Below are 15,163 nucleotides of genomic sequence, written 5' to 3'. Positions count from 1 at the left end.
GTTATTCAAACATTCATTTGATTATAGTTTATTCTAATGATCGTTTGAATGTCAATGGGCTATTGCCCGTTTCGAGTGAAGATTCTGAAAGAGAGGGAGGGCTAAGAGCAGGAGAGGAAGAAATTCGAGTACGTTTCCTTACCGGTACGAAATGAACAAAAAAAAAATCTACCCATAAAGGGTAGAAATTAGTTGTTAAGCTTAAATTGATTTAGTTTTTCATCTAATGAGTCTATCATTCCCTGCAGGCTGTGAACCTGTGCTTCTACTTTCTGGAAGGAATTCAATTGCTCCTCGGAGGATGCGGAAATCTCCTCGGTACCTGCTGCAGTTTCTTCTGTGACAGCACTAATATTCTGCATGGATGCAGCTACATGCTGACTCATTTGGTTAGAAGTTTCCACCCCATCAACGAGCTGCTCCAGCTGTCCGAAGATAGAGGTTACATTATCCTTAATGCTTGCAAAGGCGGCCTCTGTCTCTTCCATCGACTCTTCCTGGTCATGAGAATGAGCTAAGGACTGCTGCGTGACATCTTCAATAGAAGATATGCCTGTTTTAATTTGCTGGACCATCTCGAAGATTTGCTCGGTAGCATTACGGGATTGGTCTGCTAACTTACGAACCTCTTCAGCTACAACCGCAAAACCTTTACCATGCTCGCCAGCTCGAGCAGCTTCAATAGCTGCATTTAGTGCAAGAAGATTGGTCTGTTCTGCTATGTTGTTAACGAGCTGGGCAGTGTTTTCAATTTCGTCTGTATATTCTACAAAATGGTGGACGGAAGTAGAAATGGATTTAGTTGAAGCAGTGCTTTTATCTAGAATGGATCGCTGCTGCTGCATAGAGCGCTGGCCTTCCTCAACAGATTGGAGGGCAAGATTACTTTGAGAGTGGGATTGCTTACTATCCTCCAGGTTTGTTTGGAAGCTGGCATGCATGTCATCAATTGTTGTAGTAGCCTCCTGAACATCAGAGGAAATAGATTGGCTTCCCTGCGCCATCTCATCAGTAGACGATGCCACCTGGCGAGTACTTTCCGTTAGAACATTCATTTCCTGTGAAAGCTCGGTACTGAACTGATGTACTTCCTTGCCCATTGTTTCTATGGAATAAATGGTATCCTTCAAATTGTGAACCATATGCTGAAAGGCATGAGATAGCTGCACAATCTCATTCTTCGATTCTTTCTTTGTTTGGGTTATTTCGACTGTCAGATCGCCATTCGCTACTTGATTGGCCTTAGTCGCAAGCTCCCGTAGCGGTACGGCGGTTCGGATTGATAACCTCCACGAGGAGAGGACGGATAGTACGATTAAGACGAGACTTGCAATGGAAGTAATCAGCACTAAACGTTCAATGTGATTTCGTTGCTGTGCCATTTTGGCATCATACCAGTTCTGTGCAGATAGGTTGAACATGTGGACATCGTTTAGAATGCCTGATGTTCTCGCTGCCTGTCTCTTTATTTCTGTTGTATCCATAACAGTGAAAGATTGCGTTGCTTCTGATCTTATGTTCTGATATTTCTCTTTGGTGCTGGCGAGCCATGCTGATTGCTCCTCAGTCTGAACTTCGCCCTCTAGCGCTTCAATGGATTTGTTAATCTCTTCTATCTGGATGAGAGCTTCCTCTTTGTTAAGTTCGGAAGGGTTGGTGGCATAATTAGCTAGTGTTTGCTTAGTCGTAATAATGTCCCCATTTAGCTCCTTTCCTTTTAACAGAAGCTGTACGTCGTTACTGGATGACTGTTGTATTCCAATCATTTGGGCAACGATGAACCCAATGAGAAGTATGCTGAGGACAAGGGGTACGGAGGACATAAGTAAGATTATCTTTCGTATCGTCATTCGTTATTCCCCTTTCCGCTTGCTTGATCGAGTCTGTCCTGCTGCTCAGCAGTTAAAGTAATCACGCGAATAGGAGCAAGCCCCACACCGTTTTCTTGTAAGCCAAGTTCAATATGCTCGCCAGTAAAAGGCTGCTCTTCATCTAGCTGTTTTGCCATATCAAATAGTGCTGTATCGACTCGCTTCAGCATAGAGGTTACCACTGCTTCTTCTGCGATATAGAATTGATCGCTATCTACGCCAAAAGCATATATGCCTTTCTCTTGAGCCTTTTTGAGGGCACCCACACCAGCAAATCCAGCGGTTGGGAATATAAAGTCTGCACCGTCCTTGATTTGCTTTTGTGCTGTGGCTGCTCCTTTTTTGTCGTCGCTAAAGGTGTCTATGTAGTCCACTAATACTTCGGCGTCTGGGTTTACCTCTTTTACACCTGATGTGAACCCTTTCTCAAAGTTCTCAATTAATGGTACCTTTTGACCGCCGATAAAACCGACCGTATTGCTCTTTGTTCTCATCCCGGCGATAAGTCCAATTAAGTAACTTCCTTCATTTTCTTTAAATGTAATGGAGGTAACATTCTTTTTCTCTGACACTCCATCGACTAGAATGAACTGTTGTTCAGGATATTTAGAAGCCATTTCCTCAATGGGCTGTTGCGCATTAAAACCTAGACCGACAATTAGTTCATGCTGGTTCTGTACCAATGCATCGATACTTGCGGCTAAATCCTCAGGCTCTGGTTCCCGATAATCGAATAAAATGCCTAATTCATCTCGAGCCCGCTCCAGTCCTCTAATGGCTGAGTCACTAAAGGAATCGTCTCCTAAGCCGCTTTCTGTTACGACCAAGCCAATACTTGTTTGCTCTTTGAGGCTTTCTGCCTGACCAGAAGCAGAACCACATGCGGCAAGCAGCATAGTCATAACAGCCAGTAACCCCCATAGCAGTGATTTTCTCATGTTTCTTCCCCCTTGTTGGATGTCTGACTTTTCCTATATCGGCTTAATTTCATTATTGTTGTAGAGAAGATGCGTAATTTGTTTAGGGAATTACGGTTAAAAAAAGACGCTAGCAGGAACTAGCGTCTAAAGAGAAATCGTATCAAAATGGGTTTTTATGGTGTCTCCTTTTGTAAGCGTCAGCGTTCCGTTCTCTAATAACCATTGTAGGGAAGGTGTGAGAATTACCAAATGATCGAATGCAAGCATAGTGTCACCGCCTTTACTAAAGATAGTCCCTCTCCAAAGGGGGGGGGGAGGGACGATATTATTGGAAAGCCTCTGCAATTAACGAATAAGATCGTAGTCGCTCTTCAAATGGGTTTACGATTGTATTAATCATAACCTCATTCACGTCATAGGCTTTCGCTAATGCTTCGAGTTCCTTTTTAACTTGCTGTGGATCGCCGACAATCATTCTACCTCTGTTTTCCCGTACACGCTGTTGTTCAAAAACACTATATTCATACTGACTCGCTTCTTCAGGAGTTGGGAATCCATGCCGATTACCCCCTTGTTCAATGCGTAGAATAGCAAGGTCTAGGCTGGAAGCGAGATACTCTGCCTTTTCCTCTGTTTCTGCACACACAACAAAGATCGATACAAAGCCTTCCGGATGCGTTTGCTGGGCTGATGGTTGGAAGTAATTGTTGTATCGCTCCATAGCTCGAGTACCGCCATATCCATTGATAAAATGAGCAAAGGAATAGGATACACCCAATTCAGCTGCTAAACGAGCGCTTGTCCCGCTAGAACCAAGCATCCAAATAGGAGGAGCCGTTTCTCCCTTTGGTGTGGCGTAGACATGCAGGTTATTCGGGTCTTTTCCATGAAGATAGGACATTAGCTCTTGGACTTGCTGTGGATAATATTCGACCTGCGGATGTTCCCCGCGGTTTAACGCAAGGTTTACGTTAGGCATACCACCTGGTGCGCGTCCTAACCCAAGGTCAATACGCTCAGGATATAGTGATTCCAGTACACGAAAAGCCTCTGCTACCTTATATGCGCTGTAATGGGGGAGCAGTATCCCGCCGGTCCCAACTCGAATGTGCTTTGTATTGGCTGCTAAGTGAGTGATTAGAATCTCAGGGGCAGAGCCTGCCAGGCTTTCCGTGCTATGGTGCTCGGATACCCAATAACGGTGAAATCCTAAAGAATCTACATGCTTGGCTAATTCAGTTGTTTGGCGAAAGGCCTCTTGGGGACTTACACCAGCTAGAATGGGAGTTTGATCAAGTACACTTAATTTTATCGTCAACGCTGTTCACCCTTACTTGTTAATATCTAGTCCTATTATTGATGGAGAGGGCTGCCAATTGCAAAAAACTTGTTTATGTCCCCCTTAAGCTGCTGAAAATGGAAAGGGGACAGGCTTATGATAAAATGATAGAAAGTTCTGATATTAAGCTGGGGAGGAGTAATCTATATGCGATTACAAAACAAGGTGGCCATCATTACAGGTGCCGCAGATGGAATAGGATTTGTTGCAGCGAAGAAATTTTTGAAAGAGGGCGCTTTCGTCATTCTGGCGGACCTAAGAGAGGAAGCTTTAGAGAAACGAAAGCAGGAATTGCAGGAAGACTACCCGAATCATTCGATATTTATCACTGTAAACGTTGCAGAAAGAGATAGTGTAGAGAATATGGTTCAGAAAGTGATGGACCATTTCGGGCGTATAGATATCCTCGTGAACAATGCAGGGATTACACAAGATGCTATGCTGTCAAAGATGACAGTAGAGCAGTTCCAACAAGTGATAGATGTGAATTTGACGGGTGTGTTCCATTGTACACAAGCCGTGTTAGCAACAATGACCTCTCAGGAGCAAGGAAAAATAATTAATACCTCTTCAGTGACTGGTACATATGGCAACGTAGGGCAAACCAATTATGCCGCATCCAAGGCGGGGGTCATAGGGATGACAAAAACTTGGGCAAAGGAGCTCGGCAGAAAAGGAATTAATGTCAATGCAGTAGCACCAGGATTTACCGAAACGAGCATGGTAGAGGAAGTGCCGGATAAAGTGATCGACCAATTACTAACACAAGTTCCGAAGCAAAGACTTGGGAAGCCCGAAGATATAGCCAATGCTTACCTCTTTTTAGCTTCTGAAGAGTCAGACTATGTACACGGTCACGTACTCCATGTAGACGGAGGAATAATGATGTAATAGTAACGAAATACAGATTATGATAGTGCCTCAAACGATTTGGGGCAGTTCGGTGTAGCTACAGGACAATAAAACCGGCCTGCAGCAAAGCCAAAATATGCAAAAATAATAATAATGGTTTAGCTGGTCTTCCGGAGGGTTATGGAACATAAGGTCTAAAACTTCCGTTAGGAGATTATATATGTATAATATTCTAGTATTTTCCTTATTCATCGTTACAGCCATTGCGACGTATTATACGGCAAGCCGATTGTCTATGTTTGGCGACGGGGTAAGTGAAAAAACCAAAACATCCTCTGCCTTTATGGGTATTATTATTGGCGCAGCTATATCCTTACCCGAACTGACAGCTAGCGTAACGGCAATTTCCATAAATAGTCCAGACCTTGCCATTGGAAATTTGTTAGGCAGCAACCTATTTAACTTATTAGCATTAGCTATTTTGGACATTGTCTTCCGAAGACATCAAATCATGGGCAGAACCGATGTAAACAGTAAGCTGTATATCTATCTCGTTATAGGGATGACACTCGTCGTTATGATTGGCTTAAGTCTATCCTTGCCTACGCACTTATTTCATATTAGCTATAATTCCGTCGTCTTGGTTTTACTTTATTTCGGTGGAGTAAAATGGATTAATGCTAGAACACAACAAAAGGTGCAGCGGCGCAAAAGGAAAAATGAGAAATACAGTGCATACACTTACAAGCAGGTATTGACGAGGTTTATTGCTTCAGCAGTTGCTATTATGGTCCTCGGGTCGATTCTCACCATAACTGCCGATGAAATTGCATCCATTACGGGTCTTGGGTCATCCTTCATAGGTTCCTTCCTTGTTGGTGCCAGCACATCGCTGCCTGATGCTGTTAGTGTGCTGACTGCATTGACCCTTTGTAACTATAGTATGGGAGTAAGTTCATTATTAGGCAGTAACGCCTTTAATATTATGCTGTTGTCCTTTACCGATGCCATTTACCTGCAGAATAATTTATTTGACCATGCCAGCCCAGCAAATTTAGTAACAAGTGCCTCCTCTATCGTCGTCATTCTAATCATTCTTTACAGCATTAATTATAAAAGGAAGCGCAGCAATCTCCATTATGTCGTCCCTTCGTTATTGATCGTGTTAATCTATTTTGCGGCAACCTTTATGGTATATCAGATGAAATAAGCTTGGAATGCAAGGAAAAGGCATACTCCTTATCATGGGGGTATGCCTTTAAATTTTGGTGTGTATCCCTTATGGGTATAAGGGAAAGGGGGGGAGTTTATTAATATGCCCGTATGGGGTACAGGTTTACGAAGACATAAGTATCGAGGTGATAGGGATGGATATACTTGAATTCATAGCTTGGATATCGCTCGCAGTTGGGGCGCTATCCTCTGTAATTATATTAGTAGATATTATCCAGCATCCTCAGATGATGACCATAATGAATATCGTGTGGCCGATTAATGGATGGTTTTTAGGTCCTGTTGCCTTATGGACCTATTTTAAATGGGGAAAATTAAAAGCAAAGGATAACCAGGCAGAAGACAGAAGAGGTCAAGGAGCTAAAGTGTTTCTATCTACTAGTCATTGTTCTGCAGGGTGTACACTAGGGGATGCAGTCGGGGTTCCCATTGTGTTTTTTTTAGGTCTAACTTTATTTAATTCCACGTTATTGGCCCATTATGTTGTGGAATTTACAGCAGCCTATGTGTTTGGAGTATTATTCCAATTATTTGCTATTCTTCCAATGAACCGAGAAAGAGGGTGGAAGGGAGCTTTGAAGGATTCTATTAAAGCAGATACGTTGTCGCTTGTAGCCTTTGAGGTGGGGATGTTCGGCTGGATGGCTATCGTCCATTTCATTTTATTTCAAAACCCGCCTATGCCATCAGAAGCAACGTATTGGTTAATGATGCAGATAGCGATGATCCTAGGGTTCTTGACCAGCTATCCAGCAAATTGGTGGTTGGTTCAAAAAGGGATAAAGGAAGCAATGTAAAGATTATTTCAAATGCCCTGGAAGGTTTCATCACTAGCTCTAAAGGAAACTAATGTGTAATAGAAACATGTTTGGCTTGGAGGGAGCAAGGTGACAAAGTATCAAAGCGGTGCATTTATTTATAATGGAGATGCGGGTGGCGAGGGCCAGCTAGTAGAAAAGCTGTCTCAAACGGTCCCAATTCTGTCCCAGGACGTTGAAGCTTTAACTGTTGTTCAAACAAACAGTAAAGAGGATTTAATGGAGAAGTGTGAGCGCTACGGAAAGGAAGTAGAAGTATTGTATATACTAGGAGGCGATGGCACGATGTATGATGTCATCAATTCTATCGCGGATATGGACAACCGGCCAGTAATCGGAGTATTGCCGGGAGGAACCTGTAATGACTTTTCGAGAATGCTCGGAATGCCACAAAATCTAGCTCAGGCTGCGCAAGCCATCGTGAATGGGCAAGAAGCCCCTGTGGATATAGGGAAATCCCAAAAGCGATATTTCTTGAATTTCTGGGGAATTGGCCTCGTTACCGCTACATCCTTAAATATTAACCCTAATCAAAAAAACCGCTTCGGGGCGCTTAGTTACTTTTTAAGTGCAATGAAATCCATGAACGATACGAATCCGTTTCAGTATAAAATTACAATTGACAACGAGGAGGTACACGAAGAACAAGGGGTGATGGTACTTGTCTTAAATGGTAGCTATATAGGGACAAGAATGGTGCCTATCCCGTCTCTTTATGTAAATGATGGCAAACTGGATGTCCTCATTGTAAAAAGCTCCACATTGAAGACATTTCGAGAGCTATTAAGTATGAATCAGCCTGGAACAGACATAGACAAAATGCAGGAATTAACCCACCTACAAGCACAAACCATTAAAATTGAAACAGAGGACGATTTGGAGATTGATACCGACGGTGAAGTAGAACGGAAAACCCCGGATGAAATTTCTGTACTTCCTAATCACATCCGTATGATATTTCATCAGGATAAGGTATAAAGAAAGCTCCAATCCCGAATGGACTGGAGCTTTTCAGCTTTTACTTGCGACAAACGGCGATACCTAATGGGTAGTGAACTTCCTCGCGTGGGGGTTCGATCAGCACACCCTTCTGATAATAATACGAAACCGATGTATAGGCAGGGAATAGCTGCAGGAATTCCTCTTTAGTAATTTGATGAACATGGAACGGGGAGCCACATTCTACTCCTCTTCCCTCTCCAAAGGGAGTGGATACTATTAATGTTCCACCGGGCTTTAACAATCGATAATAATTATCTAGCAGCTGTTGTTCCTCTGCAATATGTTCATAAGTTTCAAAACTTAGGATTGTGTCAAATGTTCCTAGCTTATTTGGTAACTCAGGGTCCACAGCGTTCATTACCATAAACGTGGAAACAGGGTGATGGTAGACGCCTCTTGCATACTGAATAATTTCCTCATCAATATCAACCCCAATGACTTCCTCTACATCGTATTTGCAGCCTTTTGCAACCATATGAGTACCATACCCAGCACCGCAGGATAGGTCTAATACACGTCCTGTTACATAGGGCAGTGCAAATTGGTAGCGGGCCATGTGCTCTAACAGCATCCCGTTAGAAGGTTTCATCCGTTCGGGAATGACACGTTCGCCAGTATCATCCATGTTCTCACTCACCGCTTTCTACTGTAATGCTCCTAGTTTAGTACTTCTTATTATGCCATAGAATATACTTCATACAAAGAAGGAAGCCAATAACAGGATGAAGAAGCGCTTTTTACAATTTTTGCAGGAAAGTGGCTTTATACGTCATCATTACGGGTATTTGAATCACGAAGCGGCAATGGAATATCCTAGCGATTATAGGATTTATATGGCATAATTAAAAGGATAAGCAGTAGATTTAATAAGCTGACAGTTCCTATATAGAAAGGCTGAGTATTATGGATCAAGAACAACAATATCGCCAGAAAAAACAAGATCCATCTCTTAAATTATTTGTTGTATTATCGAAAGCATATAGAGCCATAGCAGATCGAGTAGAAGAAGATGTACGTGCTAAAGGATTAAACCCGACAGAATTTGGGGTGCTTGAAGTTCTCTATCATAAAGGGGACCAAGCTCTACAGAAAATCGGGGATCAAATTTTATTAGCAAGCGGAAGTATTACTTATGTAGTAGACAAGCTGGAGAAGAAAGGGCTCTTGGAACGAAAGCCGTGTGCAAAGGATCGGCGAATTACCTATGCTTCTATTACCGAAGAAGGACGCGATCTTCTGCATAATATTTTCCCAGACCATTGGAAACGCATTGAGGAAATAACAGGCGGTTTAACAGAGGAGGAAAAGTCTGAATTGATTCCTCTCTTGAAACAGCTGGGAACCTATGCGGATCAGCTGGAAAAATAGCAGCTTGTGATTGCGCTTTCATCATGATACGATAGACTTACTTGTAAACGAAGGAGGTGGATGAAGTATGCTACACATGGAAATGCACATGATTGATCGTCAGTCCTTATATGTTAATCGTGTGCAAACGCATGATTTTGTTGCCGACGGGACACGTATGTCCTTTTTTCAGCAACTGAATCAGTAACCATGTGTGGGATAACTCATCTATCTAATACAGTACTGCGGAGAAGGCAGGGCACACCACACCATTCTTATGTGTGGTGTTTTTTCAGTAGTTCTTAATTAAGAGACTGCTGTCCATAGGCGTCCTTCTCCCAGTAGTTCTTGTGCAGGCACAGAGATAGAAAGTATCTCTGTGCCTTTTTTTAATGCCATTTATAAACAATAATAACGAATATGAGTTGGAGGAAATTGAAATGCTAGTCACTCTAAAGGATATTAAAAAAATGTATGGAGGAGATGTCCTGTTTGAAGGGCTTCATCTGGATATTCTCCCACAGGATAAATTAGGTCTCGTTGGTCGTAATGGAAGTGGAAAATCTACTATCGTGAAATTGATAACAGGGCTGGAATCAATGGAGGAAGGACAACGCTTCGTAAAAAAGGATACCACCATTGGCTACTTAGCTCAGCTGCCAGCAGAAGAAGACGGAACGGTTTCCCAGTATTTATTTAATAGCTTTGCTATATTGCGGTCACTTCAAGAAGAGATGGCGGCATTAGAAGAGCAAATGCAGGATCCAAACACGATGGAACGAGCGATTAAGCTATATGGAGAAAAGCAAGAAGCATTCCACCGATTAGGTGGATATGAAATGGAATCGAATGTAGAGAAGGTAGCTAGAGGATTGAACATCCATAAGCATCTTGATCAAACGTTTGATCAATTAAGTGGTGGAGAAAGAACGAAGGCAGGACTGGCACGTATTCTGCTGGAGGAGCCTGATCTTCTGCTATTAGATGAACCGACCAACCACCTCGATATTGATGCGATAGAATGGCTGGAGGACTACATTAACCAATATGCAGGGGCAGTATGTATCATCTCTCATGATCGCCACTTTTTGGACCAAACGGCATCTAGAATCGCCGATTTAGAGCAAGGTGAAATAGAAATATATAATGGGAACTATAGCTCCTATGTAAAACAGAAGGAAGAAAAGCTGCTAGCAGAATTCAAGGAATATAAAGAACAGCAGAAGAAAATAAAGAAAATGAAGGAGGCTATTAAACGGTTAAGACAATGGGCAAATGAAGCCAATCCCCCAAGCGAGAAACTGTTCCGCAAAGCCAAAAGCATGGAGAAGGCCTTAGAAAAAATGGAGAAGATGGAAAAGCCATTATTGGATGTAAAGCAAATGGGACTCTCTTTAGGCGGGGAAAAGCGAAGTGGAAACGATGTTTTTTTAGCGGAGAACGTGGAAAAACGCTATGAGGACAAGGTGATCTTAAGAGATGTGACCCTTCATGTACAGTACCAGAATCGGATAGCTATCGTCGGGAAGAATGGAGCGGGGAAGAGTACTTTGCTGCAGCTGCTTTTGCAGCAAGACGAGCCGACAAGAGGCAGCTTGAAGCGTGGAACTCAATTGAAGGTTGGTTATTTGCCCCAGGAAGCACTACAGGAAGTGGACCCTGGATTGCGTGTCATTGACTATTTCAGAGAGCAGGTGATCGTTACAGAAGGACAGGCAAGACGGATTCTAGCAGCCTTCATGTTCTACGGATATGCTGTCTTTCGAAAAATCCACCAGTTAAGCGGTGGGGAACGGATGAGGCTGAAGCTTGCTGTTTTTATGTATCAGGAAGTAAATGTGTTGATCCTGGATGAACCGACCAACCATTTGGACATAGAATCTCAAGAAGTATTAGAGGATGCATTGAAGCAATTCAACGGCACCATTCTATGTGTGTCCCACGACCGATATTTCCTGAACACGTGTTTTGCAGAAACAGCATATATCGTAAACGGGGAACTGCATCGCTTCCCTGGATCGTATGAGGAGACAAAGCATAAGGTGGAAGGATTTTATGCTGTCGAGGACCCTCCAAAGGATAGGAAGCCTACAGATAAAAAAGTGCAGCCTGAAAAACAGCAGGAAGCAGGGTGGGAGGCTAGGATTGAACAGCTGGAAGCGGAAAGAGAAAAGAGGCAAAAGGAAATGGAGAGTCTGGAGACGGTAGAGGAATTAATGGAGGCACAACGAGAGATAGATGAGCTGGAACATGAACTGGAATCTTTGTATGAGCAGTGGTTAACATAAGGGAAGTAAACAGCCTGGAACCCTCCAGGCTGTTTTCATTAGCTCACATGTATTTGTTTGGCCAGATCATGCTTATGCTCCTGATAAAATTGGATCATGGAGGGGATGACCTGTTGGAAGTCCGGGCATTGAATCTGCTGCTGACTCAATAGTTTGTCAGCGTTAGTAGTATCATAATGACAATCATGAGCGAAATATGGCAATGTCTGCTTGGGAATATGTAACCATCTGCGGATCGGCATCATATTCAACGACAATTGAGCTGACCGGATAGGGATGGTATAGCTTGGGGATTGCCCCAGATACGCTTCCATTAACATTCGGTACACATCCTTTGATTTGTATGGGTCTGGGTCAGTCAGGTGAAAGGTCTTGCCAATCGCCTCTTCTGTATGAGCTAAGTGTACAGTGGATTGGACGACATAATCTACAGGAACAAAATTAGCCTCTACATCTCCTTTTCCAAAATAGGGGATAGACCCTAAGAATTTAAGGCGGTCGAACAGATGGAGGAGAAAGTATGGTCCATCAAACTTAGCGGTCTCCCCGGTTTTGGAGTGGCCAACGACAATACCAGGCCGGAGGATAGTAATCGGTAGGCTTCCGAATTGATGGTAGACAAGTTTCTCGGCCTCATATTTCGTAGCTTCGTAGTAATTCTTGAAGCCAAACTCATGCGTTAATTCATTCTCGTAAATAGTGCCGGTTCTCTTGCCCGATACATAGGCAGTGCTAAAGTACACATAGTGCTTCAGCTGCTCTGCTTGTAAAAGCCAATCGTTTACACATTGCGTTCCCTTTACATTTACTTGGTAGGCAGGCTTCAGGGGGACAGATAAATCATATATGGCTGCAAGATGAAAAGCATGTGTGATGCTTGATAATAGTTTATGAGAAGTAGTGGGATCTAAATCTAATTGCTTTTTCGTAATGTCCCCCTGTACTAGCTCGAACCTTTCTAAAGGGAAATGGAGGGAGTCAGCTAATTCCTTTATCCTTTGTTCACTCTCTTCCTTCATAGAAGGCAGAGTAAGAAGGTAGATTTTTTCTACGGGTAACCCCTGCTCAATTATTTCCTTTAGCAGATAGCTAGTCAGAAAGCCCGGAAAACCAGTAAAGAAGTACACGTTTTTCATACCAAATCCCTCCCGATATTGTAATGTAACGATAACCTTTCGCTATTATATAAGGGAAATCCTTCCTAATACTGTGAAGAAACTTTGTTTATTCTTTCCCGGTGAAGGGAACTATGAAAAGGGAAATATAGTAAGGAGGTAATTACAGTGAACGTACTAGTAATTGGTGCAAATGGCCAAGTTGGCAAACATATTGTAGATAAACTGCAAGAGAACGACCACACTCCTGTCGCTATGGTTCGAGACCCAGATCAGGTTCCATATTTTGAAGAACGAGGAGTAAAAACGGTGCTTGGGGACTTGGAACAAGATTTCCGTCATGCCTTCTACCATATAGATGGGGTAATTTTTGCGGCAGGATCAGGCCCACACACGGGTGCTGATAAGACGATTTTAATCGATCAGGAAGCAGCCATTCGATCCATGGAGCTGGCACAGGAATTTGGTGTCAAACGCTTCGTAATGCTAAGCACTATTGCCGCTGATAGACCTGAAATAGGACCGCAAGCCTTGAAGCATTATTTATATGCTAAAGGCAGAGCTGACCAATACCTAAGAAGCACAAACCTATCCTATACCATTGTACGTCCCGGTGGATTAATTGATGAAGAAGGAACCGGGAAAGTGTACGCAGCAGAGCATATTAGCAGTATGGATACAATCCCGCGGGAAGACGTAGCATCAGCTATCGTGCATGCACTGACTGCTGACCACTTAGTAGGTAAGTCCTTTGATGTAATAAGCGGTGATCAGCCTATCGAACAATTATAAATAAGAAACTGTGTCATCCAGAACCTGGTTATGTAACCGGGTTTTGGTTTGAATTTTTAGTACCAATTTCATATAAAGGGGTAGTTTATCCTTGTTAGAATGAGGGTATGCAACATGTATCGATACGCATTCCTGTTATAAATATATAGCGATGGTACTAATATTGCGTGAAGGAGGCCACCTATGACTAGGCAAAATGTAGTGGTGTACACGAGTGACGGTTGTCGGCATTGCTCCAACGTGCTGGAATTTCTCGAGGAATCAGGAGTTCAATACGAGGAAAAGAATATAAGCAGAAGTAAAGAGTATTATCAGGAAATGAAGCAGCAAGGAGTATATGGAGCCCCTGCGACATTTATTGGAGATCAAAAAATCCTCGGATTTCAAAAACGTCAACTAAAGAAGAAGCTGGGTGTAGATGAAATGTATCATTCCACTCATCAACAAGCGATACGTAACACATAGCGAGGAGTTGTCCTATGAGGTAGGATAACTCCCTTTTTTATGTTCCATTTCTTTTAAAATATTCTCTTATTCCCTCTTTAAGGCAATGCCTACCGTGTAGGGTCAGGTGATTGCTCGCAGCTCTTCCCATCTATCATTTTTTCCTGCCCTTTACAAAAGTGGAACACCATTTAGGCGCTCATATCATAGGCTATAGGTGAGATAGCATACGTGGAGGTGGAATACCAATGTTACCGAGAAGTCATCCATCTTATTGCAGAAGAAGGCCGATTCCTGTTCGAGCTTACGGACCTTTACCAGAGCCTATGCCCTACCAAATGGCACACCAAGCCCAACCTTATTATATGCCTCAGCAAGGGTTTCCTATGATTAATCAAAGTGGCACTCCCCCTGTAGAGGAAGCATATCACCCACCCGCATTCCAAACACCGTATGAACAGTTTCAGAAGCCGCCACAACCAACACAATGGAATCCATACGTATCCGCCCAGCAAAATATGCCACCACTTCAACAACAGCAGCAAAAAGGGATTATGCAATATTTTATGGACAAAAACGGACAGCTCGACCTGGATAAAATGTTAAATACCATGGGCCAGGTTGCAAACACGGCGAATCAATTCTCGCCCCTTGTCAAAGGAATAGGCTCTTTTATGAAGGGCATTGGATAACAGGAAAGCGTATTGGTTTAAGGGAAGGAAAGGGGAGCATTCACAAAGGAAATGCCCCTTTTTTTAGAGCTGATCTAGGACGGGCCTGTGTTTTGTTGCCTGTCGGGGGTTAGCAGGGCGCCTGTGCTTTTCATTTATGTTCTAGCTCCGGCTCCTAATCCCTAGCGTCATAAGCAATAGCTTCTTCAGAGGCTTGTTGCCTCTTACGAATCTCTTGCTTATGCGTACGGGACTAAGCAGTCGCCTGCGCTTTTCTTTATGATCCAGCTCCGGCGCCCACCCCCTCGGGGTCTTAAGCCAATCCTCTTTGTGGCAAATGCAGCCACATAGAGGCTCGTCTTAAGCCTGTGGGGGGTTAGCAGGGCGCCTGTGCTTTTCATTTAGGATCTAGCTCCGGCTCCTAGTCCCTAGCGTCATAAGCAATAGCTTCTTCAGAGGCTTGTTGCCTCT

At 43.2% G+C, this 15,163-nt stretch carries 15 protein-coding genes; 10 read left to right on the top strand and 5 right to left on the bottom strand.

Translation table 11 applies throughout. The annotated features are described in order from the left end of the window. Nucleotides 1-188: 188 nt before the first annotated feature. The 3 genes from ACFFGV_RS09095 to ACFFGV_RS09085 all read right to left on the bottom strand — a co-directional run bounded on the left by ACFFGV_RS09095 (nt 189) and on the right by ACFFGV_RS09085 (nt 4,103). Nucleotides 189-1,850, bottom strand: coding sequence for a methyl-accepting chemotaxis protein (locus ACFFGV_RS09095; protein WP_377346934.1), 1,662 nt, complete (start codon nt 1,848-1,850; stop codon nt 189-191). Further along, nucleotides 1,847-2,809 carry a BMP family lipoprotein gene (locus ACFFGV_RS09090; protein WP_377346932.1) on the bottom strand — a complete coding sequence of 321 codons (963 nt, stop codon included), beginning with the start codon at nt 2,807-2,809 and terminating at the stop codon, nt 1,847-1,849. The genes ACFFGV_RS09095 and ACFFGV_RS09090 overlap by 4 nt, the downstream gene beginning before the upstream one ends. Before the next feature lie 307 nt (nt 2,810-3,116). Continuing rightward, nucleotides 3,117-4,103, bottom strand: a complete 987-nt coding sequence (locus tag ACFFGV_RS09085; RefSeq protein ID WP_377347089.1) for an LLM class flavin-dependent oxidoreductase — start codon at nt 4,101-4,103, stop codon at nt 3,117-3,119. A 174-nt stretch (nt 4,104-4,277) separates the two neighbouring features. On the opposite strand from ACFFGV_RS09085, the gene fabG reads away from it, so the two are divergent. The 4 genes from fabG to ACFFGV_RS09065 all read left to right on the top strand — a co-directional run bounded on the left by fabG (nt 4,278) and on the right by ACFFGV_RS09065 (nt 8,011). Continuing rightward, on the top strand, nt 4,278-5,021 hold the full coding sequence (gene fabG / locus ACFFGV_RS09080) for a 3-oxoacyl-ACP reductase FabG (protein WP_377346930.1): 744 nt from the start codon (nt 4,278-4,280) through the stop codon (nt 5,019-5,021). A gap of 181 nt (nt 5,022-5,202) precedes the next feature. Further along, nucleotides 5,203-6,192 (top strand): sodium:calcium antiporter, encoded by a 990-nt coding sequence (locus ACFFGV_RS09075; RefSeq protein WP_377346927.1) that lies wholly within the window; start codon nt 5,203-5,205, stop codon nt 6,190-6,192. A 157-nt stretch (nt 6,193-6,349) separates the two neighbouring features. Then, nucleotides 6,350-7,012, top strand: coding sequence for a DUF4396 domain-containing protein (locus ACFFGV_RS09070; protein ID WP_377346926.1), 663 nt, complete (start codon nt 6,350-6,352; stop codon nt 7,010-7,012). A gap of 90 nt (nt 7,013-7,102) precedes the next feature. After that, nucleotides 7,103-8,011: a YegS/Rv2252/BmrU family lipid kinase gene (locus tag ACFFGV_RS09065; RefSeq protein WP_377346923.1), complete on the top strand. Its 909-nt coding sequence runs from the start codon at nt 7,103-7,105 to the stop codon at nt 8,009-8,011. A 40-nt stretch (nt 8,012-8,051) separates the two neighbouring features. On the opposite strand, the gene ACFFGV_RS09060 is transcribed toward ACFFGV_RS09065, so the two are convergent. Further along, nucleotides 8,052-8,660 carry a class I SAM-dependent methyltransferase gene (locus ACFFGV_RS09060; RefSeq protein WP_377346921.1) on the bottom strand — a complete coding sequence of 203 codons (609 nt, stop codon included), beginning with the start codon at nt 8,658-8,660 and terminating at the stop codon, nt 8,052-8,054. Between the two features lie 278 nt (nt 8,661-8,938). On the opposite strand from ACFFGV_RS09060, the gene ACFFGV_RS09055 reads away from it, so the two are divergent. The 3 genes from ACFFGV_RS09055 to abc-f all read left to right on the top strand — a co-directional run bounded on the left by ACFFGV_RS09055 (nt 8,939) and on the right by abc-f (nt 11,670). Then, the gene (locus tag ACFFGV_RS09055; protein WP_377346918.1) at nt 8,939-9,403 is read left to right on the top strand and encodes a MarR family winged helix-turn-helix transcriptional regulator; all 465 of its coding nucleotides are present in this window, start codon (nt 8,939-8,941) and stop codon (nt 9,401-9,403) included. Nucleotides 9,404-9,470: 67 nt separating this feature from the next. Next, nucleotides 9,471-9,590 (top strand): RAxF-45 family protein, encoded by a 120-nt coding sequence (locus ACFFGV_RS09050; protein ID WP_377346916.1) that lies wholly within the window; start codon nt 9,471-9,473, stop codon nt 9,588-9,590. 232 nt (nt 9,591-9,822) lie between these two features. Beyond that, complete coding sequence (abc-f, locus tag ACFFGV_RS09045; protein ID WP_377346914.1) at nt 9,823-11,670, top strand: ribosomal protection-like ABC-F family protein; 1,848 nt, start codon at nt 9,823-9,825, stop codon at nt 11,668-11,670. A gap of 38 nt (nt 11,671-11,708) precedes the next feature. On the opposite strand, the gene ACFFGV_RS09040 is transcribed toward abc-f, so the two are convergent. Continuing rightward, nucleotides 11,709-12,806, bottom strand: coding sequence for an SDR family oxidoreductase (locus ACFFGV_RS09040; RefSeq protein WP_377346912.1), 1,098 nt, complete (start codon nt 12,804-12,806; stop codon nt 11,709-11,711). A gap of 147 nt (nt 12,807-12,953) precedes the next feature. Between ACFFGV_RS09040 and ACFFGV_RS09035 the strand changes: the two genes are divergently transcribed. The 3 genes from ACFFGV_RS09035 (at nt 12,954) to ACFFGV_RS09025 (ending at nt 14,713) form a co-directional block, all read left to right on the top strand. Continuing rightward, nucleotides 12,954-13,577 (top strand): SDR family oxidoreductase, encoded by a 624-nt coding sequence (locus ACFFGV_RS09035; protein ID WP_377346910.1) that lies wholly within the window; start codon nt 12,954-12,956, stop codon nt 13,575-13,577. A gap of 183 nt (nt 13,578-13,760) precedes the next feature. Then, nucleotides 13,761-14,042, top strand: coding sequence for a glutaredoxin family protein (locus ACFFGV_RS09030; RefSeq protein ID WP_377346908.1), 282 nt, complete (start codon nt 13,761-13,763; stop codon nt 14,040-14,042). 227 nt (nt 14,043-14,269) lie between these two features. Further along, nucleotides 14,270-14,713 carry a YppG family protein gene (locus ACFFGV_RS09025; RefSeq protein WP_377346905.1) on the top strand — a complete coding sequence of 148 codons (444 nt, stop codon included), beginning with the start codon at nt 14,270-14,272 and terminating at the stop codon, nt 14,711-14,713. Nucleotides 14,714-15,163: the final 450 nt, after the last annotated feature.

This window comes from Pontibacillus salicampi (assembly GCF_042434395.1).
GTDB classification, from domain to species: Bacteria; Bacillota; Bacilli; order Bacillales; family BH030062; genus Pontibacillus; species Pontibacillus salicampi.
This window is presented reverse-complemented; position numbering and strand designations above follow the sequence as displayed.